The sequence below is a fragment of the Collimonas sp. genome, assembly GCF_035566555.1.
In the GTDB taxonomy this organism is placed as follows: Bacteria; Pseudomonadota; Gammaproteobacteria; order Burkholderiales; family Burkholderiaceae_D; genus Collimonas.
This window is the reverse complement of record NZ_DATMRB010000201.1, coordinates 1-24,733: the sequence shown is the minus strand read 5'-3', so window position 1 is coordinate 24,733 and position 24,733 is coordinate 1. Positions and strand designations below refer to the sequence as shown.

The 24,733-nt window shown below is 63.7% G+C and carries 23 protein-coding genes; 11 read left to right on the top strand and 12 right to left on the bottom strand.

The window, feature by feature from the left end; all coding sequences use genetic code 11:
• The 3 genes from VNZ65_RS24935 to VNZ65_RS24925 all read left to right on the top strand — a co-directional run.
• On the top strand, positions 1 to 5,502 hold a 5,502-nt coding region (locus tag VNZ65_RS24935), incomplete at its 5' end, for an autotransporter-associated beta strand repeat-containing protein (protein ID WP_325673932.1).
• Positions 5,503 to 5,789: 287 nt separating this feature from the next.
• Positions 5,790 to 6,845, top strand: a complete 1,056-nt coding sequence (pstS, locus tag VNZ65_RS24930; RefSeq protein ID WP_325673930.1) for a phosphate ABC transporter substrate-binding protein PstS — start codon at positions 5,790 to 5,792, stop codon at positions 6,843 to 6,845.
• A gap of 126 nt (positions 6,846 to 6,971) precedes the next feature.
• Complete coding sequence (locus tag VNZ65_RS24925) at positions 6,972 to 7,898, top strand: glyoxalase (protein ID WP_325673928.1); 927 nt, start codon at positions 6,972 to 6,974, stop codon at positions 7,896 to 7,898.
• Positions 7,899 to 7,943: 45 nt separating this feature from the next.
• On the opposite strand, the gene VNZ65_RS24920 is transcribed toward VNZ65_RS24925, so the two are convergent.
• The 5 genes from VNZ65_RS24920 to copC form a co-directional block, all read right to left on the bottom strand.
• Entirely contained in the window at positions 7,944 to 8,354 is a 411-nt protein-coding gene (locus VNZ65_RS24920) for a PRC-barrel domain-containing protein (protein ID WP_325673934.1), read from the bottom strand.
• A gap of 168 nt (positions 8,355 to 8,522) precedes the next feature.
• On the bottom strand, positions 8,523 to 9,299 hold the full coding sequence (locus VNZ65_RS24915; protein ID WP_325673926.1) for an alpha/beta hydrolase: 777 nt from the start codon (positions 9,297 to 9,299) through the stop codon (positions 8,523 to 8,525).
• Between the two features lie 192 nt (positions 9,300 to 9,491).
• Positions 9,492 to 10,286: an SDR family oxidoreductase gene (locus tag VNZ65_RS24910; RefSeq protein ID WP_325673924.1), complete on the bottom strand. Its 795-nt coding sequence runs from the start codon at positions 10,284 to 10,286 to the stop codon at positions 9,492 to 9,494.
• Between the two features lie 110 nt (positions 10,287 to 10,396).
• Positions 10,397 to 11,290: a copper homeostasis membrane protein CopD gene (copD, locus tag VNZ65_RS24905; protein WP_325673922.1), complete on the bottom strand. Its 894-nt coding sequence runs from the start codon at positions 11,288 to 11,290 to the stop codon at positions 10,397 to 10,399.
• Positions 11,287 to 11,670 (bottom strand): copper homeostasis periplasmic binding protein CopC, encoded by a 384-nt coding sequence (gene copC / locus VNZ65_RS24900; RefSeq protein ID WP_325673920.1) that lies wholly within the window; start codon positions 11,668 to 11,670, stop codon positions 11,287 to 11,289. The genes copD and copC overlap by 4 nt, the downstream gene beginning before the upstream one ends.
• 315 nt (positions 11,671 to 11,985) lie before the next feature.
• Between copC and VNZ65_RS24895 the strand changes: the two genes are divergently transcribed.
• A complete protein-coding gene (locus VNZ65_RS24895) occupies positions 11,986 to 12,648 on the top strand; it encodes a YcbK family protein (RefSeq protein WP_325673918.1) in 663 nt (220 codons plus the stop codon).
• Between the two features lie 11 nt (positions 12,649 to 12,659).
• On the opposite strand, the gene VNZ65_RS24890 is transcribed toward VNZ65_RS24895, so the two are convergent.
• Positions 12,660 to 13,628 (bottom strand): GlxA family transcriptional regulator, encoded by a 969-nt coding sequence (locus VNZ65_RS24890; protein ID WP_325673916.1) that lies wholly within the window; start codon positions 13,626 to 13,628, stop codon positions 12,660 to 12,662.
• 192 nt (positions 13,629 to 13,820) lie between these two features.
• Between VNZ65_RS24890 and VNZ65_RS24885 the strand changes: the two genes are divergently transcribed.
• The 6 genes from VNZ65_RS24885 to VNZ65_RS24860 all read left to right on the top strand — a co-directional run bounded on the left by VNZ65_RS24885 (position 13,821) and on the right by VNZ65_RS24860 (position 19,189).
• Positions 13,821 to 14,495, top strand: coding sequence for a M24 family metallopeptidase (locus VNZ65_RS24885; RefSeq protein WP_325673914.1), 675 nt, complete (start codon positions 13,821 to 13,823; stop codon positions 14,493 to 14,495).
• 75 nt (positions 14,496 to 14,570) lie between these two features.
• Positions 14,571 to 14,798 (top strand): hypothetical protein, encoded by a 228-nt coding sequence (locus VNZ65_RS24880; RefSeq protein ID WP_325673912.1) that lies wholly within the window; start codon positions 14,571 to 14,573, stop codon positions 14,796 to 14,798.
• 189 nt (positions 14,799 to 14,987) lie between these two features.
• Positions 14,988 to 15,614, top strand: coding sequence for an AraC family transcriptional regulator (locus tag VNZ65_RS24875; RefSeq protein WP_325673910.1), 627 nt, complete (start codon positions 14,988 to 14,990; stop codon positions 15,612 to 15,614).
• 40 nt (positions 15,615 to 15,654) lie between these two features.
• Positions 15,655 to 17,589 carry an aspartyl protease family protein gene (locus tag VNZ65_RS24870; protein WP_325673908.1) on the top strand — a complete coding sequence of 645 codons (1,935 nt, stop codon included), beginning with the start codon at positions 15,655 to 15,657 and terminating at the stop codon, positions 17,587 to 17,589.
• 76 nt (positions 17,590 to 17,665) lie between these two features.
• Positions 17,666 to 18,091, top strand: a complete 426-nt coding sequence (locus VNZ65_RS24865; protein ID WP_325673906.1) for a GNAT family N-acetyltransferase — start codon at positions 17,666 to 17,668, stop codon at positions 18,089 to 18,091.
• A gap of 132 nt (positions 18,092 to 18,223) precedes the next feature.
• Positions 18,224 to 19,189, top strand: a complete 966-nt coding sequence (locus VNZ65_RS24860; RefSeq protein ID WP_325673904.1) for a Gfo/Idh/MocA family oxidoreductase — start codon at positions 18,224 to 18,226, stop codon at positions 19,187 to 19,189.
• 9 nt (positions 19,190 to 19,198) lie between these two features.
• Here VNZ65_RS24860 and VNZ65_RS24855 read toward each other — a convergent pair whose 3' ends face one another.
• The 3 genes from VNZ65_RS24855 to VNZ65_RS24845 form a co-directional block, all read right to left on the bottom strand.
• The gene (locus tag VNZ65_RS24855; protein ID WP_325673902.1) at positions 19,199 to 19,732 is read right to left on the bottom strand and encodes an HPP family protein; all 534 of its coding nucleotides are present in this window, start codon (positions 19,730 to 19,732) and stop codon (positions 19,199 to 19,201) included.
• 6 nt (positions 19,733 to 19,738) lie between these two features.
• Positions 19,739 to 20,938, bottom strand: a complete 1,200-nt coding sequence (locus VNZ65_RS24850; RefSeq protein ID WP_325673900.1) for an NAD-dependent formate dehydrogenase — start codon at positions 20,936 to 20,938, stop codon at positions 19,739 to 19,741.
• A 162-nt stretch (positions 20,939 to 21,100) separates the two neighbouring features.
• On the bottom strand, positions 21,101 to 22,012 hold the full coding sequence (locus VNZ65_RS24845; protein ID WP_325673898.1) for a LysR family transcriptional regulator: 912 nt from the start codon (positions 22,010 to 22,012) through the stop codon (positions 21,101 to 21,103).
• A gap of 214 nt (positions 22,013 to 22,226) precedes the next feature.
• On the opposite strand from VNZ65_RS24845, the gene VNZ65_RS24840 reads away from it, so the two are divergent.
• Entirely contained in the window at positions 22,227 to 22,655 is a 429-nt protein-coding gene (locus tag VNZ65_RS24840; RefSeq protein ID WP_325673896.1) for a TOBE domain-containing protein, read from the top strand.
• A 51-nt stretch (positions 22,656 to 22,706) separates the two neighbouring features.
• On the opposite strand, the gene VNZ65_RS24835 is transcribed toward VNZ65_RS24840, so the two are convergent.
• The 3 genes from VNZ65_RS24835 to VNZ65_RS24825 form a co-directional block, all read right to left on the bottom strand.
• Entirely contained in the window at positions 22,707 to 23,078 is a 372-nt protein-coding gene (locus VNZ65_RS24835) for a hypothetical protein (RefSeq protein WP_325673895.1), read from the bottom strand.
• A gap of 178 nt (positions 23,079 to 23,256) precedes the next feature.
• Entirely contained in the window at positions 23,257 to 23,751 is a 495-nt protein-coding gene (locus VNZ65_RS24830) for a hypothetical protein (RefSeq protein WP_325673893.1), read from the bottom strand.
• A 69-nt stretch (positions 23,752 to 23,820) separates the two neighbouring features.
• Positions 23,821 to 24,733 (bottom strand): phospholipase domain-containing protein (locus tag VNZ65_RS24825; protein ID WP_325673891.1); only part of this gene is annotated, 913 nt, incomplete at its 5' end.

The following is a 24,733-nucleotide window of genomic DNA, read 5'->3' as shown; positions in this document are numbered from 1 at the left end:
GGCAACCAGACCATCGGCTCACTGGCCGGAGTGGCAGGCAGCACGGTAGCGTTGGGAGCGAACAACCTGACCTTCGGCGACGCTACCAACCAGACCTTCGGCGGCGTCATCGGCGGTACCGGTGGCCTAGTCAAGCAAGGAACAGGGACCGAAACCCTGACCGGCGCCAACACATTCACCGGCGGCGCCACCATCAATGCCGGCACGCTGGCCCTGGGCGCGGGCGGCAGCCTGCTGCCGACAGTAGCGGTGAACGTGGCAGGCGCAGGCGCAGGCTTTGACATCTCGGCAGCCGGCAACCAGACCATCGGCTCACTGGCCGGCGCGGCCGGCAGCACGGTAGCGCTGGGAGCGAACAACCTGACCTTCGGCGACGGCACCAATCAAACTTTTGGCGGCGTAGTCGGCGGTACCGGCGGCCTGGTCAAGCAAGGAACAGGGACCGAAACCCTGACCGGCGCCAACACCTTTAGCGGCGGCGCCACCATCAATGCCGGCAAGTTGGCCATTGGCGCAGGCGGCAGCCTGGCGGCGACTGGCGCAGTGAATCTGGCTGGCGCAGGTGCCGGGTTTGATATTTCGGCAGGCGGCAACCAGACCATCGGGGCGTTGAGCGGCGTGGCCGGCAGCACGGTGGCGCTGGGAGCGAACAACCTGACTTTCGGCGATGCCACCAGCCAGACCTTCGGCGGCGTCATCGGCGGCACTGGCGGACTGGTCAAGCAAGGCACAGGCACTGAAACCCTGACTGCCGCCAACACCTTTAGCGGCGGCGCCACCATCAATGCCGGCACCCTGGCTTTGGGCGCCGGCGGCAGCCTGGCGCCGACGGTGGCGGTGAACGTGGCCGGCTCAGGCGCAGGCTTTGACATCTCCGCAGCGGGTAACCAGACCATCGGCTCGCTAGCTGGCGCAGCTGGCAGCACGGTCGCCCTCGGCGCCAACACCCTGACTTTCGGTGACGCCAGCAACCAGACCTTCGGCGGCGCCATCGGCGGCACTGGCGGCCTGGTCAAGCAAGGCACAGGGACCGAAACTCTGACCGGCGCCAACACCTTCACCGGCGGCGCCACCATCAATGCCGGCAAGCTGGCCATCGGCGCCGGCGGCAGCCTGGCAGCGACCGGCGTGGTGAATCTGGCTGGCGCAGGCGCCGGGTTTGATATTTCGGCCGGCGGCAACCAGACCATCGGCTCGCTGGCAGGCGTGGCCGGCAGCACGGTCGCGTTGGGAGCCAACAACCTGACCTTCGGCGACGCCACCAGCCAGACCTTCGGCGGCGTCATCGGCGGCACCGGCGGCCTGGTCAAGCAAGGCGCCGGCACTGAAACCCTGACCGGCGCCAACACCTTCAGCGGCGGCGCCACCATCGATGCCGGCAAGCTGGTGCTGGGTGCGGGCGGCAGCCTGGCGCCAAGCGTAGCAGTCAACGTTGCCGGCGCTGGCGCCGGCTTTGACATCTCTGCTGCGGGCAATCAAACCATCGGATCGCTGGCTGGCGTGGCCGGCAGCACAGTGGCGCTGGGCGCCAATACGCTGACCTTTGGCGACGCCACCAATCAAACCTTTAGCGGCGTCATCGGCGGCACGGGCGGGCTGGTCAAGCAAGGCACGGGAACGGAAACCCTGAGCGGCGCCAATACCTTTACCGGCGGCGCCACCATCAATGCCGGCACGCTGGCCATTGGCGCAGGCGGCAGCCTGGTGCCGACGGTGGCGGTGAACGTCGCCGGCGCCGGTGCCGGCTTTGACATCTCGGCAGCCGGCAACCAGACCATCGGCTCGCTGGCCGGCGTGGCCGGCAGCAATGTTGCATTGGGCGCCAACACCCTGACTTTCGGCGATGCCAGCAATCAAACCTTTGGCGGCGCTGTCGGCGGTACCGGCGGCCTGGTCAAGCAAGGTGCAGGCACTGAAACTCTTACCGGCGCCAACACCTTCACCGGCGGCGCCACCATCGACGCCGGCAAGCTGGTGCTGGGTGCAGGCGGCAGCCTGGCAGCCACCGGCGCGGTGAATATCGCCGGCGCCGGCGCCGGCTTTGACATCTCCGCCGCAGGCAATCAAACCATCGGCGCGCTGAGCGGCGTGGCCGGCAGCACGGTCGCCCTGGGCGGCAACACGCTGACCTTTGGCGACGCCGCCAATCAGACCTTTGCCGGTGTGGTTGGCGGCACAGGCGGGCTGGTCAAGCAAGGCGCCGGCACTGAGACGCTCACCGGCGCCAACACCTTTACCGGCGGCGCCACCATCGACGCCGGCAAGCTGGTGCTGGGTGCGGGCGGCAGCCTGGCGGCCACCGGCGCGGTGAATGTTGCCGGCGCAGGCGCCGGCTTCGACATCTCGGCCGCAGGGAACCAGACCATCGGTTCGCTGGCCGGCGTGGCCGGCAGCACGGTGGCCTTGGGCGGCAACACGCTGACTTTCGGCGACGGCACGAACCAGACCTTTGGCGGCGTGGTTGGCGGCACCGGCGGGCTGGTCAAGCAAGGCGCAGGCACTGAAACCCTGACCGGCGCCAACACCTTTACCGGCGGCGCTACCATCGATGCCGGCAAGCTGGTATTGGGCGCAGGCGGTAGCCTCGCTGCTACCGGCGCGGTGAATCTGGCCGGCGCCGGCGCAGGCTTCGACATCTCTGCAGCGGGCAACCAGACCATCGGCTCGCTGGCCGGCGTGGCAGGCAGCACGGTAGCGCTGGGAGCGAACAACCTGACCTTTGGCGATGCCACTAACCAGACCTTCGGCGGCGTGGTTGGCGGCACAGGCGGGCTGGTCAAGCAAGGCACAGGCACTGAAACCCTGACCGGCGCCAACACCTTTACTGGCGGCGCCACCATCAATGCCGGCAACCTGATACTGGGTGCAGGCGGCAGCCTGGCGGCTACCGGTGCGGTGAATGTCGCCGGTGCCGGCGCCGGATTTGATATCTCGGGCGCAGGCAACCAGACCATCGGTTCCCTCGCCGGCGTGACCGGCAGCACGGTGACGCTGGGCGGCAACACGCTGACCTTCGGCGACGGCACTAACCAGACCTTCGGCGGCGTCATCGGCGGCAGCGGCGGGATAGTCAAGCAAGGCAGCGGCACTGAAACCCTGAACGGCGCCAACACTTATACCGGCGGCACGACGCTGAATGCCGGCGGCCTGATACTGGGCAACAGCAGCGCCATCGGCAGCGGCGTCCTCACTGTCGGCGGCGCGGCAACGCTGGATAACAGCGTGCCGCTGACATTGAATAATGGCGTCGTGCTGAACGCAGGCCTCACCATTGCCGGCAGCAACGACCTTACCTTGAGCAATGTCGTCTCCGGCAGCGGCAGCCTGACCAAGGACGGCCCCGCCAGCCTGACCCTGGCCAACGCCAATACCTACAGCGGCGGCACCATCCTCAACAGCGGCAGCATCATCGTCGGCAACAATGCGGCGCTCGGCAGCGGCAGCCTGGCGCTGAACGGCGGCACGCTCAACCTGAACGGCTACCAGGTCACCACGGGCGGCCTCAACGGCAACGGCAATCTGGATCTCGGCAGCGGCGGGCTGACGGTCAACGGCGGCGGCGCTTATGGCGGCGTGATGTCGGGCAGCGGCTCGCTGACCAAAGGCGGCAGCGATACCTTGACCCTGACCGGCGCCAACAACTATGGCGGCGGCACCACCATCAGCGGCGGCACCCTGCAGATCGGCAATGGCGGCACCACCGGCAGCCTGGCCGGCAATGTGGTCGACAACGGCACCTTGAGCTTCAACCGTTCCGACGACACCACCTTTGCCGGCGTCATCAGCGGCAGCGGCGGCGTCGACAAGCTGGGCGCGGGGGTGCTGGGGCTGAGCGGCGTCAGCACCTACAGCGGACCGACCGCGGTCAACGGCGGCACGCTGGCGGTCACCGGCTCGATCGCCAACTCGACCGTCACCGTCAACAGCGGCGCCACCGTCCAGGGGCCCGGTACGATCGGCGGCCTGGTGGTCAACAGCGGCGGCACCGCAGCCGTCGCCGGCGTCGGCCAGCCGATCGGCAGCATGACGGTTGCCGGCAACGCTACCTTCAATCCGGGATCGACTTACCGGGTGCAGGCGACAGCGCAGACCGCCGACCTGATCAACGTTGCCGGCAGCGCCAGCCTGAACGGCGGCACGGTACAGGTGCTGGCAGCGACCGGCGACTACAAGCCGACCAACAACTACACCATCCTGAACGCCAAGGGCGGCGTCAGCGGCACGTTTGCCGGCACCACCACCAACCTGGTGTTCCTGACGCCAAGCCTGCGCTACGACGCCAACAATGTGTTCCTGCAGCTGGCGCGCAACCAGGTCCAGTTCCAGCAGGTTGCCAATACTCCGAACCAGTACAACGTGGCGGGCGCGGTGACTACCCTGGGTGGCGGCAACACCATCTATGACACCATCACCTCGCTCGATCCAGCCTCCGCACGGGCAGCCTTCGATAGCTTGTCAGGGGAGATCTACGCCAGCGCCAACAGCGTCCTGATCGAAGACAGCCGCTATGTGCGCGATGCGGTGACGGCGCGCGCGCGCCAGGGAACGGCGCCGCGTTCCGGCGTGCTGTCGGCCCTGTCTGGCGGCGGCACGGCCAGCTGCATGGCGGATAGCGCCACCCAGCCGAACAGCCAGCTCAACACTCAGGACGCCTGCAAGGACGATCGCCGCAATGCCCAGGTGGTGTGGGGCCAGCTGTACGGCGCCAAGAGCAAGCTTGACGGCGAAAACGGCAGCGCCGATGTCGATCGCAGCGGCAGCGGCTTCATCATCGGCGCCGATACGCCGCTGAACGATCAATGGCGCGTCGGCGTCGCCGGCGGCATCGGCCACTCATCGTTCGACACCAGCCGCTCCAACGGCTCGGCCTCGGTCGACAGCTACCACCTGGCGCTGTATGCCGGCGCGCAGTTCGGCGCAGTCGGGGTGCGCCTGGGCGGCGCCTATACCCGCAACAAGGTCGACGCCGACCGCAGCATCGTGTTCCCGAGCTTTGCCGACAGCACCAAGGCCAGCTACCACGCCGACACCACCCAGGTGTTCGGCGAGGTCGGCTACGGCATCGCCGCCGGCCAGGTGGCGCTGGAACCGTTCGCCGGCCTGGCTTATGTCAACGTGCACGGCGACAGCTTCAGCGAAAGCGGCGGCCCGGCAGCGCTGACGAGCAGCAGCCAAAGCCAGAACGTGACGTTTTCCACGCTCGGACTGAGAGTCGGCAGCCGCCTTGGCGCCGCCACCTCAACCGTGGCGGTGTATGGCACGGTCGGCTGGCGCCATGCTTTCGGCGACGTTACGCCTACCACCCGTCTGGCGTTCAGCAGCAACGGCGCGGCGGCGTTCAATGTCAGCGGCGTGCCGGTGGCGCGCGACAGCGCGCTGCTGGAAACCGGCATCGACGTCGATGTCAGCAAGAGCGTGACGCTGGGCCTGGGCTATTCTGGCCAGTTCGGCAACAAAGTGCGGGACAACGCCATCAAGGCCAACATCCTGTGGCGATTCTGATACACCGCTGATAACGCGCAAGTCCCTGCAAGCCACTGCTTGCAGGGCAACAGAAAGTGCTGCAGCAACAACACCAGGCAGCTCCTCCCGTCTGTCAAGCCCGCTACCGTCAAGGTGCGGGCTTTTTTTCTTCCCGGCGCCTGCCTGTTGCCGGCGCAACAACGCTGAATTCGTTTATACAGTTTGCCGCGCATTTCTGCGAAAATGCCGCTCTGCTTATCTAGACACGCTGTACGAAATACCGAATTTGCTGCAGCTCTTGAAGACACTCACGCGTAAGGTTGTAAATGTTGAAATATTTGTTTGTACTCTCCTGCACGGTCGCCCTGGGCGTATCTCATGTCACCGCCCACGCCACCGACATCAACGGCGCCGGCTCCACCGCCGCCGCTCCGCTCTACCTCAAATGGGACGCGGCGTATAACAAGAAAACCGGCAACAAGCTGGCCTACGAGCTGATCGGCTCATCCGCCGGCATCAAGAAAATCAAGGAAGGCACGACCGATTTCGGCGCCAGCGATGCGCCGATGTCGCTTGCCGATCTGAAAAAATCCAACTTACTGGATTTTCCGACCGTGATTTCTGGCGTGGTGCCTATCATTAACCTGCCAGGCATCAAGGATGGCGAGCTGCGCCTGACGGCTGAGGCGATCACCGGCATCTACCTGGGCAAGATCGATAAATGGAACGATGCCGTCATCGCCAGGGACAATCCCAAGCTGACGCTGCCTAACCTGCGCATCGTGCCGCTGGCGCGCGCCGACGGCTCCGGCACCACGTATACCCTGACCGACTATTTCAGCGCCGTCAGTCCGGAATGGAAGCAGCAGTACGGCCGCAACTTCAGCATCGCCTGGCCAGCCGATATCAAGACAATGAAAGGCACGGGCGACCTGGTGGCCGCCTTGAAAAAGACGCCGGGCGCGATCGCTTACGCAGAGTACGCCTATGTCATCGAAAACAATCTCAACTATGCGCAGATGAAAAACCGCGACGGCCAGTACGTGCGGCCGGACGCCAATTCCTTCAACAGCGCGCTGGCCAACAGCAGCTGGAAAACCACCGGCAATTTTGAAGAAATGCTGACCGACAAGCCAGGCTCCGGCAGCTGGCCGATCACCGGCGCCACCTATGTCTACGTGCCGCGCGTCACCAGCAAGCCGGAACAGACCAAGGCCGTGATCCAGTTCTTTACCTGGGCCTTCATGGAAGGCGACACCATCGCCAACAGCCTCGATTACGTGCGCCTGCCGGACAATGTGCAGGCCCGAGTGGTGCATGAAATGGGCAATGTGGTCGACGCCAAGGGCAAGCAGCTGGCCATGCCGGTTTTCCTGAAATAATCCGGCAGCCTGCCGCTACAGCAGGCACCGTACCGGTGATCCCGACGGAGTTGCCGGTTTCTCGCTAGAATCCTTGATACATGATGCCGGCCATCGGCATCGGTTTTCCTGTCAAGGAGCTCGCCCATGCAGATTTCTTCCCCGCTTCGGCGCGCCGCGGCCGTCATCATGATTGGTGCCATCGCCTGCGGTTTCAACCCGCCCGCCATAGCCAAGAGCGCCGTGCGGGTCGGCGGTCCCGGCCAGGATTTCTCGGTCGGGCCGCAATACGACACCACCCACGTGTATGTGGCGAATGCCGATATCGATGCTTTCGTCAGCAGCTTCGTCGCCACCTTCGACGGCAAGGCTTCGCCGCGCGCCGTCTTCACGGTCACGCCGACGCCCAGCAAGACCGCCTCCCAATACATCCAGACCCCGGTCGGCATGCTTTCCGTATTCGCCTTCCAGACGCCGATTCCCTATGGCTTCGGCGATGAGCGCACTGGCTACCTGGTGACCGATATCGGCGCCGCCGTGCAGGCGGCGATCGCTGCCGGCGCCGACGTCGCGGTCGATACCTTCGACGATCCGATCGGCAAGGATGCCGTGATCCAATGGGCGGGCGGCATCAAGATGCAGCTGTACTGGCATACCAAGGCGCCATCCTACGCGCCGCTGCAGACGGTGCCGGACAACCGCGTGTATGTCTCGCCGCTGGCGGCGGACAGGTTCGTGCAGCAATTCCTCAGTTTTTCGCGCGGTGCGGTAGTCTCGGATGAGCGCAGCGTCGATGGCGGCGAGATCGGTCGTCCCGGCGACAAGATCCGCCGTATCAGGATCAGTTCCGGCTTCGGCAAAATGCTCGTCTTTGTCAGCGACGGCAAACTGCCCTACCCGTTCGGCCGTGAAACCACCGGCTATGAAGTCAGCGACCTCGGCGCCACCCTGGCCAAGGCGCGCGCCAGCGGCGCCACATTGCTGTCGCCGCCTTACCGGACTGCCGGCGGGCACAGCGCGGTGGTGCAGTTCCCGGGCGGCTATCTGGCCGAGATCCACGATGAAGTGAAATAAGCCGGGGCATCGGCCAGGACGCATCAGCGGCTGAATCACGCAATATTACAAACGGGTTTCATCCTGTTCTGGCGTAATGCCATAGTAGGAATGAATTTCCCGCATCCAACTCTGGTCTGCCATGTCCGGCCAATGGTCCTTGTCGAAGCCAGGCGCATTTTTCAGGCGGTCTTTTTCCACATTGAGGACAAAGCGCTTATTGGCCGGATCCAGCACCAGCGCATTCCAGGGCACAGCAAACAGTTTTTCTCCCATGCCGAGGAAGCCGCCAAAAGACAGTACGGCATAAGAAATCTTGCCGCTACGCATATCCAACATGATTTCCTTGATATCGCCCAGGCTTTCATCATGGCGGTTATAGACGTCGTTGCCAACCAGCGTATCGGCGCCCATCAGATGGGGGCCGGGACCGTTGCGCTTATACATGCCGTAAGTATCGCGTTCTTCGTAGTTCAGGCTCATGCTTTTCTCCAGGAAAAAAGAGGCATCTTCATAGCCGAAGCAGCCGGAACAATTCTTCCGGATAACTGTTATCGGCCGTATCAGAATGCCTGCGGGCCATCCCCAGGTCTGTACGCCAGTGCACATTGAAAAGGCAGTTAAGCCATGCGCAGGGAGAATTCCTTACTGTGCTTTGCCAGCCGCGGCCAGGATCAGGTCAGCGATCTCCTTGGAATGCGACAGCAGCGACAGGTGGCTGGAGTTCAGCTCGACCGTGGTTGCATGCATGCGCTTTGCCAGGAAGCGCTCCAGGTCAGGAGAGGTAGTCATATCCTGCGTGGAGACGGCGTACCAGCTTGGCTTGGTGCGCCAGGCAGCGACCGTGGTACGGCCGTTGAACAAAGTATTGGCGATCGGCTGCTGGGTGGCATACAGCGCCAGCGCCTCATCATGCGGCAGGTCGCCGCCGAAATACTTGAGATAGGCATCTTCAGTCAGGCTGACGTAGCCGTCATGATCCTTGGCGCCGGCGCGCACCGGCATGGTCGGATACTTGGCGGCGAGCGCGCCGAAATCTTCGCCGGCATCGGGCGCGCGCGCCGCCACGTACACCAGGGCGCTGACCTTGGGATCGTCGCCGGCTTCGCTGATGACAGTGCCGGCCCAGGAATGTCCGACCAGCACGGTGGGACCATGCTGCAGCGCCAGTGCGCGCCGCGTCGCCGCTACGTCATCGGCCAGCGATGTCAAAGGATTCTGTACCGAAGTGACATTGAGGCCGGCAGCCTGCAGGCGCGGAATCACTTTGGCCCAGCTGGAGCCGTCGGCCCAGGCGCCGTGCACCAGCACGACGTTGACCGCCTGGACCGGCGCCGCCGTTTGCGCCTGCGCCGGCGCCGAAGCGATGATACCGGCAGCCATGCCGAAGGCGATCAGGGTGAGCTTGAGATGGGTCTTCATTGGTTTGCCTTTGCAAGATTGGTCTTTACCGCACACCGGACGATGTCCTGGAAATGTGACGTTAGGCAAAGTCGCAGTCCGACTTCGCTGAACGCAAGTCTAGGACTTCATGCGGGGCGATCGCGTGACACTCGTATGACAAATTGGTCATCAAACGTCACGCGCCCCGCGAGCCGGGCAAACCCTACAGCATCAAGCGATGGAGCGCACTACCCCGCCATCTACGCGCGCCGCCGAACCGGTGGTGGCCGAGGCCTGGGCGGATGCCAGGTAGACCACCATGTTCGCCACCTCCTCTACCGTCGCCAGGCGGCGGATCAGCGAACTTGGACGGTGCTCGGCGACGAAATCGCGTTCCAGTTTTTCCAGTTCGACGCCCTGCTCCTGCGCCATCGCTTCAAAGAAATTGCCAACGCCTTCGGAGCGGGTCGGTCCCGGCAACACGGCGTTGACCGTCACGCCGGTGCCGGCCAGCGTTTCCGCCAGGCCGCGCGATACTGCCAGCAAGGCGGTCTTGGTGACCCCGTAGTGCACCATCTCGCTCGGGATCTGCAAGCCTGATTCGCTCGACAGGAACAGGACCCGGCCCCAGCCGGCGGCGACCATCTGCGGCGCGTAGTGGCGCGACAGCCGCACCGCGCTCATGACATTGACGTCGAAGAAGCGTTGCCAGTCGTCGTCGCCGATCTCGAAAAATGCCTTGGGCTCGAAGATGCCCAGGTTGTTGACCAGGATGTCGGCCTTGGGGATTTGGGCGAACAGCTGGGCAGCGCCGGCGGCGTTGCCGAGATCGGCGGCGACGCCCTGCAGGCGCGCCTGCGGCAGTTCGGCGCGCAGCGTCGCCAGCGCCTGATCGACGCGCTCCTGGGTGCGGCCGTTGACCACGACTTCGGCGCCGGCTTGCGCCAGGCCGCGTGCGATCGCCAGTCCGATGCCGGCGGTGGAGCCGCTGACCACGGCGAGTTTATTGCTCAGATCGATGTGCATGATGGTTTTCCTATCGTTAAACAGTGGAGACATTCAACATCGCACAGGGGCAACCGGCTATCTGCGCGCCTTCTACAAAGCAGTTCCGCATCAAGCGGCGACGCCGCCGCTCAAACCGGTTCCAGCATGCCGAATACCGACACCAGAGCCAGCACCGCCATGCCGAGGCCGATTTCGATCAGCGTGCAACGCCTGATCGCAGCCACCGCGAGCCTTGCGTCGCTCTGCATGCGCGGCACCTGCACATAGCGGTTGACGATCGCCAGCGTCACCATCGCCGCCGTCAGCAGGATTTTCAGCGACAGCAGCAGCTGGTAAGGCGACGACCAGTCGGTCGGCCAGCGTCCCAGCACCAGCATGGTGTTGACAACGCCGCTGAGCAGGACGCCGGCGACGGCGACATGGCCGGCGCTGGAAAAGCGCCGCAGGGTCAGGCCCGCATCGTTGCGCGCGACAGGATAGTCCAGCAAGCGCAGGCACAGCAAAAAAGGCAGCAGCGAACCAAGCCAGGCGCCGCCGCACAGCAAATGCACGATGTGATTGGCGCCGTGCAGGAAGCCGCGCAGTCCCTGGTCCATGGCGGCATGTCCGTTCAGCGCCAGACTGGCGAGCAAGAGGCCGGCGCTAACAACCAGGGCCCCCAACCGGCCCGGCTGCCGCAGCATGCTGACCGCCAGCAGCAGCAAAGCCAGCAGCAGCCGCAGCAGCCAGGCCTGGCCGATGGCGGTGCCCAGCAGTTTCTGCAGCAGCGCCGGATCCAGCGCGGCTTGCCAGCTGCCGACGATCTCGGCGGCCTGCAGGGGCAGTCCGGCCAGCACCGTCAGCAGCGCCAGCAGCAGCGCCGCGCGCAAGCTGAAAGCCAAGCGACGGTCGAGCTGCATACGCAGCCCCGGCGCTGCAATTTTCCACAGGAAGGCGCTGCTGCCGAAAATCAGCATCGACGCCAGGTAGTGCAACAGCCGGTTGCCTGCAATTACTGTATCCAGCACGGCATCCAGTGTCATCCAGGGCGTACCGTGAAACTATAGCTGCCCTTGGTCTTGTGACCGTCGCGCGAGAGCGCATGCCATGCCACGGTATACACGCCGGCTGCCAGGCGGCCGCTGAGCGGAACCAGCAACACCATGTTGCTGTCCGGCGCCAGCGCGGCGGCGCCGGTGGCGATGCTGTTGCCGCTAGCATCGCTCAGCGCCACGCCGCTGAATGCAAGCTCCAGCGCCTCGGAAAATTCCAGCCGCAATGCGCTTGGCGCGCTGGCGACGACGGTATCATGCGCCGGCACTTCGGTTTTCAGATGGGCGTGCGCAAAGGCGCTGCCTGCCATGGAAAAGCTCAGCAGCGCTGCGATGGCGGCAGTCTTGCATGTGGAAGAAAAAATTGGCATAAAACACGTCCTTGAAATAAAACGTTAAAGGCGCCCGGTTGCCCGCGCTTGACGATCGCCGGGCCAGCCGGAATGTCCATGAATAATGCCAGCAACCCGAGATTTCCGCTGCCGCGGCCTCCAAAGAAAGCTGGCAGGGAATGCGCCGGCGCCTTGAAAGCGGCAACAGCGTTGGTCCCGCGCCATTTCTGAATGCGGCAGGTGCAGCGTTTGCACGTCGGCCGTTGGCAATCAGCATCCGCCAGCCGGCAGGGAGTGCTACTCAAATCGGAAACGGTAAGCTAAAATTCCCCATCGCCTTCTATTTGGACCGCCATGTCATCCCGTCGAGAATTCCTGCAAAAGAGTTTATTCCTGGGCGCCGCCGGGCTGTTTTCCGCTGAACTGGCCATCGCAAAATCCGCATCGAACGGCAATGCTGTCAATCCAGCAGCCGACATGCAGGCCACCATGGATCCGCCGCCGGACATTTTCGACGCCCAGCTGATAGACATGGATTTCTGGCTCAAGCCGCGCGTGCTGGAAGTAACGCGCCCGGCCAGCGGCGAGCATGCCAAGCTGCTGTACTGGAAAGACGGCGAAGTGCAGGATTCCGCCTACCAGGAGCTGTGCCATCTGCTGCGCGACGTGCAAGCCAAGAAAACCGAGGCGATCGACCCCAAGCTGCTGGAAACGCTATGGGGCACGCAAGCCTTTATCGCTCGCTACGGCATGAACCAGCCGCTGGAAATCCTGTCGGGATACCGCACGCCGGCGACCAACCGGGGCCTGATCGAAAGCGGCGTGCCGGCGGCGCGCAAATCCTTGCACCTGGAAGGCCGCGCCGCCGACATCCGCCTGGCGCAGCTGCAGCCGGACGTGCTAGGCGGCCTGATCCGCAGTTTCCGCCAGGGCGGCGTCGGCTTCTACTATCGACCGGGTGCGCGCGGCGGCTGGATCCATGCCGATACCGGCCTGCAGCGCACCTGGAAGGGTTGATGGCTTTAGGCTCACATCGAGGCAAAGCTGGCGAAATTGGCGCGGTACTGCAGCGCCGTGATGCCCAGCCGTTTCATGAATACCGCGCGCATATGGGCGCGGTTGCGGAAGCCGCAATCAAAGGCGATGGTTTTCAAGGGTGCACTACCTGACTCCAGCAAGGCGCGCGCGGCATCTATCCTGGCGCTTTCGATGAATTCAGCCGGCGTCACCCCGGCTTCCCGTACAAACACCCTGGCGAAATTGCGCGCACTCATGGCAAGCTGCCGGGCCAGCGCTTCCACCGTCAGGTCGGCCTGCAGATGCGCCAGCACATATTGCTGGACCTGGCCGACGATCGACAATTCCTCCGCATACGGCGTCAGATAGGGGCTGAACTGGGATTGCCCGCCCCTGCGCTGCATATGCACCACCAGGCGCTTGGCGACATTCAGCGACAGTTCCGGGCCGAAATCTTCAAACAGCAGGTACAGGGACAGATCGATGCCCGCGGTCACGCCGGCCGATGAATACAGCTTGCCGTCGCGCAGGAAGATGCGGTCGGCCTGCACCGACGTATCCGGACACATGGCCGCCAGCGCCGCGCCGTCATTCCAGTGGGTGGTGACGCTCTTGCCGGCCAGCAGGCCGGCGTGGGCCAGCAGGAAAGCGCCGTTGCAGACTGAAGCGATGCGCACCGAGCTGGCTGCGCTTTGCCGCAGCCACGCGGACACTGCACCATCGGCCGCTTGCCGCGCCAGTTCCGGACCGCCCGCCACCAGCACCAGGTCGTAGCTATCCTCTGCCTCGCTGTAGTGCTTGTCGGCGGTAATCTGCAAGCCGTTGGAACAACGGATCGTGCCACGCTCCGTACCGATCACCAGCAGCCGATAGTGGTCGGCCGGACTGAGGAAGCGGTTGGCCTCTGCGAACACGTCCATCGGACCGGAGACGTCCAGCGACTGGACGCCGGGAAATACCAGGATTGCAATCGTGCGCATCGCTTGTTCCTTTGCTGGCGGAGATGCCAGCATAACCCGCCTCAGGCCGGCGCTTGCGCGCGATCGGCGGCAAATGGCAGGAATCCCGCCCAGGCTGGCAGGATAGCAGTCCTGTCAGCGGTTTCGCCATGGCCGCTTGTTGTCCATACTTTCTCCAGGCCGACAGCCATCCATTTTCAACAGGAGAACATCATGAATGACAACGCAGAGCGGGTAGGTCCGGCATTTTCCGTGGACGGCATGCTGCATGCCAGGAACCAGACGCGGCAGGCGATCCGCGCCATCGCCGCCATGGTCGAGCCGGGCATGGCGGAGGAACATGCGGTCGAGCAGGCCAAGCAGATCCTGCTAGCCCAGGGCCATGCCTTGAGCTGGCATCCGACCCGGGTACGCTTCGGCAAAAATACCACGAAGCCGATGAAGCAGCCGTCAGAACCAGGTGTCGTGCTGCAAGAGAACGACATCTTCTTTCTCGATATCGCGCCCAGGGTCGATGCCTGGGAAGGCGACGGCGGCGCTTCCTTCGTGGTGGGGCACAGCGAGGAATATGCGAAGTGCGCAGCGGATGCGGAAGCCCTGTTCCACCAGGTGCGGGCGGTCTGGAGCAACGACCAGCTCAGCGGCCGGGAATTGTACAAATATGCCGATCAACAGGCCAGGAGCATGGGCTGGCAGCTGAATCCCGACCTGCCCGGCCACCGCGTCTCCGATTTTCCGCATGCGGCGATCCACACCGGCTCGCTGGCCGATTTCGAGCGCAGCCCGCTGCCGCTGCGCTGGATACTGGAAATCCACCTGCGCGACCCGCGGGGAAAGTTCGGCGCCTTTTTCGAGGACATGCTGCTGGACGACCAATATTACGCCTAGCGTCTGCGCGCGCGGCAGAAATTCCCGAACCGGCGTAGGCTAGCAGTAGTGTCGCTGTCCGAAAGGAGAATGGTCATGACCGATGCCCATCATTCATTGACCTTGCAATTGCTGGAATGGGTCGCACAAGGATCTCATCGCTACTCTGAAACCATCGATGTCTGGAAGACTTCCTGCCCGCGCTTCATGATCTGGGAAGACGCCTGCGCCGACGGCCTGATCGACTCGCGGCCGGGCCGGGACGGCCTGGTATCCCTAACCGCCAAAGGCGCACAGCTGCTAGCGGAAGGTGCCGTGCCTTGATCGGCGCCGGCCGTCGGCAAGACTATCAGGTGAAAAATAGCCGGTTTGATAATTCCATGATTGCCGCCGAATCTATTCCTAGTATATAAAGATACACCCAGATCCCATCTTGCAGCGAGGCTGAATGTGAGTGCATCCTGTTTTAGTCCGGTTCCCTGTCAACTGCAATACCAGCACGGCGACCAGCTCATGCCGCGCCATCGGCACGACGCCAGCTACCTGGCGCTGGTCCTCTCCGGCCGCTACGAGGAAGCCGGCGACCGCGGCCGCTTCCAGGTCGGCGCCGGCGACATCGTGGTGCACGGCGCCTTCGAGGCCCATCTCAACCGCTATATTTCCGCCAGCTCCCTGATACTGAACATTCCCTTGCACACCTGGCAGGAACCGGCGGCGCCGCGGATGCGGATTGCCGATCCGGACAGCGCGGCGCGGCTGGCCGAGCGCGATCCGCGCGCAGCAGCCGCATTCGTGCTCGCCAATATGTGCGCCGCTCCCCTGACCATGGCCGACTGGCCGGACCAGCTGGCCGCCGCCCTGGCCCAGGATCCGCACCTGCGCCTGCAGAGCTGGGCGCAAGAACGCGGCCTGGCCGACGCCACCGTTTCGCGCGGCTTCCGCAAAGTGTTCGGCATCAGTCCTTCAGCCTATCGCGCTCAGCTGCGCGGACGGCTGGCCTGGCGCCGCATCGTCGCCGGCGAGCAGTGCCTGCCCGAGATCGCCATCGACTGCGGCTTTGCCGACCAGTCGCACATGACGCGCACGGTAGCCGCCGTCACCGGCCGCTCGCCAGGCGCCTGGCGCAACGAGGTCAAATAGATACAAGACAGTTTCTGCGCCGCTGCGACATCATCTGGCCATGAAACCAAAAACCTCTCCGATGGAACAGGCCCGCCGCCGCCACGCCAGCATCAACGCCTTGATGCTGGCCTGCGCCATGGCTTCAGTCGCCTGCACGAGCCCTCTGCATGCAGCAGAGAATTTAGCCACCCAGCCTGCGGCCGCCAGCGCGCAGCAGACAGCCGACGCCGCCAAGGTGCTGGCCGCCTATCGCCGCGCAGCCGGCGGCGACGCCTGGCGCGGCAAGGCGACCTTACAGACGCTCTACGCCTACAGCGGCAACGACCTGAGCGGCACGGTCAGCTCCATCAGCGACGCCCGCCATGGTTTCTTCATCGATGCCTTCGACACCGATCCGACCAGCGGCGCCAATGGCTACGACGGCCAGCTGCCATGGATGCGCGACCAGTCGGGCGCGGTAACGCCGGAACAAGGCGGCGACCGCATCCAGCTGGCCGTCAACGAAGCTTATCGAAACGCCAACAAATGGTGGCTGCCCGATCACGGCGGCGCCGCCATCAGCAGTCTTGGCAACAAACAGGATGGCGAACGCAACTACGCGGTGCTGCAGATAAGCCCGCAGGGCGGCAAGCCGTTCCAAGCATGGTTCGACCAGCAGTCGCATCTGCTGGCGCGGGTGGTCGAAGTGCAGCTGTTCCTGACCATCACCATCAGCTATGGCGACTATCGCGCCGTCGACGGCGTCATGCTGGCCGGCAGCATCAAGACCGACAGCGGCACCGGCGGCCCGCCTGAGCTGCAGACGCTGACGCAAGCCAGCTTCCTGCCGGCGCGGCCGGCCAGCGCCTACTCGCCGCCATCCTGGTCGCGCAGCAACCTGAGCCTGCCCGGCGGCAGCACCACGATTCCGTTCGAGCTGCTCAACAATCATGTCTACGCCAAGGTCTTCATCAACGGCAAAGGACCGTTCCGCTTCATCTTCGACACCGGCGGCCACAATATCCTGACGCCGGCGACCGCCGCGGCACTGGGCCTCAAGCCGAAAGGCGATGCCCAGTCCGGCGGCGCCGGCGAGAACACCGTCAGCACCGGCTATCTCAAGGTCGACCAGATACAGGTCGGCGCCATGACCATGCGCGATACGCCGGCATTCGTGCTCAATTTCAGCTCGGCGAAAACCGAGGGCTTCGAAGAAGAAGGCATGATCGGCTTTGAAGTGTTCCGCCGCTTCGTCACCACCTTCGACTACGGCGCGCAGACCCTGACCTTGACCGATCCGGCCAAATTCTCGCCGGCCGAGGCTGGCAGGCCAGTGCCGTTCAAGTTTTACGATCACAGCGTGCAGGTTGTAGGCACGGTCGACGGCATCCCCGGCCGCTTCAATATCGATACCGGCTCGCGTTCCGAAATCACCCTGACCAAACCCTTTGTCGATAAACACAAATGGCGCGACAGCCATCCGCACGGCGCGCTGGCGATTGACGGCTGGGGCGTCGGCGGACCGTCGCGCTCGTATGTGGTGCGCGGCAAGGAACTGACGCTGGGCGATGTGCGCCAGGAAAACGTGATCAACAGCCTGGCGCTGCAGGACAAGGGCGCATTCTCAGATGCCAATTTCGAGGGCAATATCGGCAGCGGCTTCATGAAACGCTTCGTGGTCACCTTCGACTACGGCAACCAGATCATGTATCTGAAACCGCGCGCAGCGCCAGTGGCCGACAGCGGCGTATACGACCGTTCCGGCATGTGGATCAACGCCGGCGAGCAGGCCTTCGAGGTGGTCGACGTCACTCCGGGCGGCCCGGCGGCGGCGGCTGGCCTGCAAGTCGGCGACCGCATCGTCGCCGTCGACGGCGTACCGGTGACGTCTGCCGGCCTGCCCGATTTCCGCAAGCGCCTGCGCACCGAAGCGGCCGGCAGCAAGGTCAAGGTTTCGGTCCTGTCGGCCGCGGAAAAACGCGAACTCCAGATCACCCTGCGCGACCAGCTCTGAATCATCCGGCCTTGCTTCACGCCGATGGCAATCGGCGCTACAGTGGCGTATTGGCATATCCGGAAAGAGGCTGAAGATGGAATGGGTTTACGAGCAATCGGCGATCGACTGGAGCGCCTTGTCGCAGCTTTACCGGATCGCGCCGCTGGGCGACAAGGATCCGGCCGATCTGCAGCTGGCGTTTTCCAACAGCCGCTACAAGTGCTTTGTGTTTGAACAGGGTGTGCTGGTCGGCGTCGGCCGCGCGCTGGCCGACGGCATCGATTGTTCCTATATTTGCGACGTCGCGGTGCATCCGGATTTCCAGGGAAGCGGTCTGGGCAGGACCATCATCACCAAGTTGCGCGATCTCTCGGCCGGCCACAAGAAGATCATCCTGTACGCGGTCCCGGGCAAAGAAGGCTTTTACAAGAAACTGGGATTCAAGCGCATGAGCACTGCCATGGCGATATTCAGGAACCAGGAACGGGCGCTCGAGGCCGGGCTGCTGAATGAAACTTGAACCTGATCCGAAGCCGGACCTGGCACAGCCGGCGCTGCTGGCGCCGGCTGTGCCGCACTGGCTGCTGCCTCGGATTTACGTTATCTTTTGCCTCTGACACTGATTGCAACGATAACTTACTCCGGGAAGCAGATGATTCGATGGGCAATAATTGGCAGCGGCGGCATCGCCGAGCGCTTCGCCTCTGATTTTCAATACGTGCAGGGCGCACAGCTGGCCGGCGCTTTTTCGCGCCGGCTGGAATCGGCGCAGAAATTTGCGGCGCGCTTCCAGCTGCCGCACAGCTATGCCAGCCTGGAGGAATTGCTGGCGGCCGGCCTCGATGCCGTGTACATCGCCACGCCGCACATGGAGCACGCCTCCTTCGCCATCGCCTGCCTGCAAAACGGACTGGCGGTGCTCTCGGAAAAGCCGGCCGCGCCCAACCTGCAGCAGCTGGAATCGGTGCTGGCGGCCGCCGAGCAGCATCAAGTACTGTTCATGGAAGCGATGAAGCCGGCCTTCTATCCGCTCTACCGGCAGATCAAGGCCCTGCTCGCCGATGGCGCAATCGGCGACGTCAATTTCGTCGACGCTGGCTTCTCCTATCTGTTCAACGACCGCACACACAAGGTGTTCGATCCGGCCCAGGCCGGCGGCAGCCTGCTGGACGTGGCGATCTATCCCGCTTTCCTGGCTTGCGACTTGCTGGGCCCGGCATCTCAAGTGAAGGCGCTGCTGGATATCGGCGCCAGCGGCGTCGACGAAACGGCGGCGCTCAGCTGCCGCCATGCGCACGGCATGTCCAGCCTGTTTTCCAGCATGCGCAGCGCCAGCGATGGCCGCGCCCTGATCGGCGGCAGCCACGGCCATCTGCTGATCGAAGGAAAATGGTGGAATCCGTCCAGAGCGTTGCTGGTGCGCGAATCCGGCGCCAGCGAGAGCCTGGCGGCGGACTACCAAGGGGATGGCTTATGCCACGAAACCCAGCATTTCACCGATCTGCTGCGCGATAAGAAGATACGCAGCGAAATCATGAGCTTCGAGCTATCCCGCGCCATGATCTCCACGCTGGACATGGCGCGTGCGGATGCCGGTTTGCGCTTTCCTTTCGAGTAAGGTCCGCTTTCAATACCAGCGCGAAGGCCAGCGCTTACGTTGAAGTACGCGCCAGTAGAGCCAGCCGATCAGCAGGATCAGGGCGGCGCCGGCCAGCGTCGGCAGCAGCAGGAAAGACCAGCCCGGCTGCGCCATGAAAACGATCACCGGATTGCTGCCGGCCGGCGGATGCACGGTGCGCGTCAACATCATCAGCATCAGGGCGCAGGCGCAGGCCGCCGCCATCGGCAGCCAGCCGGGGCCGCATAGCTGCAGTACCAGCAGTCCGGCAAACGTCGTCAGCAGATGACCGCCGATGATATTGCGCGGTTGCGAAAACGGTCCGTCCGGAAAACCGAACAGCAGCACGCAAGTGGCGCCGAAGGACCCGAGTATCCAAGGCTGGCGGCTAGCGTGGGCTAGCCAGCCGACGGCGGCGAGCGCCAGGAATGCGCCCAGTCCGGCGCGCAGAACTTGTGCGGCATGAGCGCTGATACGGCTGCCATCGGCAGCCGGACCCACACCGCCGGCGCTGCCGGCGGATTTCTCCGATGAGAAAGTCATCTGCGCTTACTTCTTGAAGCGCGCAGCTTCTTCCGAACCCTTGGTAGCGTTGCCGGCGCTATAGGAGTGCGCCCCTACTCCCGCCAGTTTGCCATCCTGCACGATCAGGTACTCGTTGCGGATCGGCCGCCCTTCGAAATAGCATTCGAGGATTTCCCGGGTGCCGGCGGCATAGCGGGCCTGCGCCGACAGGCTGGTGCCGGAGATGTGCGGCGTCATGCCGTGATGCGGCATCTTGCGCCAAGGGTGGTCGGCCGGCGCCGGCTGCGGGAACCAGACATCGCCGGCATAGCCCGCCAGCTGGCCGCTTTCCAGCGCGGCGGCGATGGCGTCGCGGTCGCACAGCTTGCCCCGCGCGGTGTTGATCAGGTAGGCGCCGCGCTTGAATCCGGCCAGCGTCTTGGCGTTGATCATGTTTTCGGTTTCCGGGTGCAAAGGACAGTTCAAGGTCACCACATCGCATACCTTGGTCAGGCTTTCCAGGCTGCTGTGATGGGTCACGTTCAATTCCTTTTCAACCGACTCCGGCAGGCGGTGGCGGTCCATGTAGTGCAGCTTGACGCCGAACGGCTTGAGCAGGCGCAGCACGCGCAGGCCGATGCGGCCGGCGGCGACCGTGCCAACATTCATGCCCTCCAGGTCGTAAGAGCGGGCGACGCAATCGGCGATGTTCCATCCGCCCTTGATGACCCAGTTATACGATTCAATGTAGTTGCGCACCAGCGACAAGGTCATCATCACCACGTGTTCGGCGACGCTGTTGCTGTTGCAATAGGTGACCTCGGCCACGGTGACGCCGCGCTCCATGGCGGCTTGCAGGTCGGTATGGTCGGAGCCGATGCCGGCGGTGACGATCATCTTCAGCTTGCGCGCCTTGGCGATCCGCTCGGCGGTCATGTAGGCCGGCCAGAACGGCTGCGAGATGACGATTTCGGCATCATGCAGTTCGCGGTCGAGGACGCTGCCGGCACCGTCCTTGCTGGAAGTGACCACCAGCTGGTGGCCTTGCGCTTCCAGGTATTTGCGCAAGCCCAGTTCGCCGGAGACGCTGCCCAGCAAGGTGCCGGGCTGGAAATCGATCGCTTTCGGCGTCGGCAGCGTCTGGCCGTCCGGGTAGCCATCCAGCTGCGGCAGGTCGTCCCGCGCATATTTGGTGGGATAGCCGCTTACCGGGTCGTCGTACAGTACACAAACAATCTTGGCCATGATTTTTTCCGTTTCTCTGTGAGTTCGCAGCGCACGGTGCGCCGATCCCGGCAGCCGCTTGCTGCCTTGGAACGCAGTATGGAAAATTCAGAGAGAGACGGCTAATCGTTTGATCTGATGGAATGATCAGTCCGGGTTATCAACGCCGGTTATCAGCACTGCTCAGCAATCGAGCAGCGCATCCACCCGCGCCTGCAGGTCGAGGCCACGGAAATTGGCGAGCGCGGCATTGAGCAAGGGCGTCAGAGGTGTGCGGTCGAGCATGACCAGGCCGATCTCGCGCTGCAGCTCAGGCGTCAGCGGGATCGCACTCAGTTCCTGGCGCATCTCCAGCAAGGTCAGCACGCTGTGCGGCACGATGCTGTACAGGCCGGCGCAGCGCACGTAGGAATACAGCGCCATCATGGAATCGGTCTCGACCCGCGGCTGCACCATCATGCCGGCGGCAGCGAAGGCGGCGTCGATGCCGTGCCGGCATTGCATGTTGTTGGTCAGCAGACATAAGGGCAAGCGCGCCACCTCCTCCCAGGACATGGCGCTGCGGCCGGCGAACAGGCTGTCGTCGCGGGCGATCAACACATAGCGCTCGATGAACATCGGCACGGTGGCGAAGTCCTTGAGGCGCTCGTCCTGCAGGTAACTGAGGCCGATATCCAGCTCGAAATTGCTGATCTGGCGCAGGATGTCGGCCGCCGCCATGGTGTACACGGTATGACGCATGCGCGGGAACTGCTGCAGGCAGCCCTCGGTCAGCAGCGGCACCAGCGGCAAGGTGGTCGGAATGGCGCCGAAACGCAGCGTGCCGGCCGGGTCGCGCTCGTTGGCGCCGGCTTCCTGGCGCAAGCCTTCGCAGTCCGCCAGCACCCGCCGCGCCCACGCCAGCACTCGCTCGCCATCCGGCGTAAAGCCTTCGAAGCGGCGGCTGCGCTGCACGATGGTCATTCCCAGTTCCTGCTCGATGCTGCGGATGGCGCCGGACAGGGCCGGCTGCGAAACATTGCAGGCCAGCGCGGCGCGGCCGAAATGCTTTTCGCGCTCCAGCGTGACCAGGTAAGTTAATTGGCGGATGAACATGGATTTGGCCTGAGGCTGTCGTTATATTCTTATGAATATAGTGATATTCGCACAGCCTCGCTCAGAAACCGATGACGGTGGTCAACTATCACTGCAATCACATAGCGATTAGCAGCAGCGCATGAACGCCGCTCGGGTACATTGGGGTATGATAAAACTCCCTTTTTCCAGGCATCTGTACTGGAATCCGATCAAGACAAACAAGGAGTTGGACATGCTGACAAGCGCACGCAATGAATTCGCCGGCAAGGTTAGCGCCATCCACGCTGGCGCCGTCAATGACGAAGTCGAAATCACGCTCGCCGGCGGCGAGCGCATCGTGGCGGTGATCACCCGCGAAAGCACCAAATACCTGGACCTGAAGATTGGCTCGGAAGCGCTGGCGCTGGTCAAGGCGCCGTGGATCATCTTGTCGACGCTGGACGCCGGCATCAAGTTTTCCACCCGCAACCGCCTGGAAGGCACCGTCAAGGCGATCAAGCCGGGCGCAGTGAATACCGAAGTGGAAGTCAGCCTCAAGGGCGGCCAGACACTGGCGGCCATCATCACCCAGGAAAGCGCGCAAAACCTCGGCTTGGCGGCGGGCAAGGAAGTGGTCGCGATTTTCAAGGCATCGCACGTGATCGTCGGCGTCAAAGGCTGATCCGGCAGACACCCGGCAAGCAGCTGGAGCCGGTCCGGCTTCCTGCTTGTCTTAGCGGTTCAGTGTCTTGTCTTGCCGGATAGCGTCATCGGCATTCCTGTGCGCCAGGCTGCGTTCGATCAGGCAGTACTTCCTGGCGTTTTCTCTGACGATCGCCACTTTCTGGCTGTCGGCCTGCAGCGAACAATCCAGCAGTATCGATTTTTTCCATTCCACGAAATCATCCGCCAGCTTTTGCCTGTCGGCGCCGGCCAATGCCTGTGCGGCTGCCTGATGCGCAGCGGCGACGGCCTTGTCCTGCGCGCCCAGTTCTTCAGCCAGGCAGGCCGATTTCGATTCATCGTTGCCGGCGGCGGCATAACAGGCTTTGAAACGGCTGGAGAAATCAGGGCTGGCCGACGCCGCGCCCGCGACTGCCGGCATCAGAAGCAATGCTGCAACTGTGATAAGAAAATGGCATTTCATGAGGGCGTCCGTTGGACCTGAAAAATCAAGGATAGCAGTAAACACGGCAGGCCACGTGCAAGTCTCGTAGGGTGGGCACCCGTGCCCACGCGGATGAGCGGCACTGCGTAGGCACAGGCGCCCACCCTACCCTATCTCAATTGGCGTCAGCCGGCGCCGGCAACGCAGTACGCATTTCCGGGTTGGCCGGCGCTTCCACCGAGACCCGGCTTTCACCCAGCGCTTGCGTCTGCCGCAATTGGCCGCAGCGCAGGGTCACCGAATTGCTGCTCACCTTTTCCAGCAATAAGTCGCCATCGAAGCTTTGCGCTTCGCTGACGGTCAGCGAACCGCGCCTGGCGTTGTTGAAGACAGCGATGCCGGCTTGCCGGTAGCCGCCCATCTCGACGCTGATCAGGCGCCAGGAGTCCAGACGCTGCATCGAGCAATCGCTATCTGCCCGTATTGCAGCAGGGATGGCCGCCGGCTTTGCAGGCGGCGCCGCAGCTTCAACAGCGGCACCAGTGCCGCCGGCCGGCAGCAAGGCAATGGGCGCTTGCGAAGATGAAGCGGGCATGGTCAGCCACACCAGCAGTGCGACGAACGCAGCACCGGCCAGGCCCAGCCCTAACGCAAATTTCTTTTCATCCATTCCGATGTCCGCAACTACTTGTCGCCGGATGCAACGCCGCCGTTGACGGCGCTGCTCCGGCATTCTGCTTTACCAACGCAATACTGGTGGCCGCGTCAGGCCTTGCTGTCCTTCAGTGTAGCCCACCATCGACTGCATGAAGTTGCTGTCGCCGCCCAGCGTGATTTTCAGATCATACCAGCCGTTGGTGGTGCTGAACTGGATGGTGGCGGTCTGCTTCGGCGCCACCGTGACAGTCTGGCTGCTGGTGCTGGCCGAGGTGATCCGGTCCAGCAAGGTGAACACCGCCGTGTTGCTGGTGCCGCTGTTGTCGAACAGGATGCTGATCGTCTGGCCGACGCCGTTGTTGGTCAGCTTCACCTGCGGTTCCGGCTGGCCCTGCCATGCAGTAGCGCTGAGGTAGCCCTTGAAGCGGCGGTAGAACTGGTTCGGCGCCAGCATCTCCAGATCGTAGTAGCCGTTGCCATAGGCGATCACATGCCAGTAATCGCTCGAAGTGGCGTTGGCCGCCATGGTGTAGATCCACGGGTTGTCGGTGCGATAGTTATCCAGGTTGATCTGCAACGGCGCCGGCTTGCTGCCGCCATTGCTCCAGTTGGTCCAGATCTGCTTGTTGGCCAGGTCTTGCGTCAGCCAGCCGTTCAGCTGGTAGGGTTGCACGCGCAGGGCTTTTTGCCCGGCCTCATACGGCGGCATGACCGTATTGGCGGCCGGCGGCACCGGCTTCGGCAGGCTTTGCTGGCTGGTAGCCAGGGTCGCCAGCGCGGCGGTATTCGGCAGCACCGGGAAGGCGGCGTTGCTGGTGGTGAAATCGAAACACGACGTGAGGTCGCCGCAGATGTCGCGCCGCCACTGGCTGATGTTGGGGCAGGTGACGCCGGTCCATTTTTCCAGGAACTGGATGGTGGAGGTGTGATCGAACACCTCGCTGGCGACCCAGCCGCCGCGGCTCCAAGGCGAGCAGACGATGGTCGGCACCCGT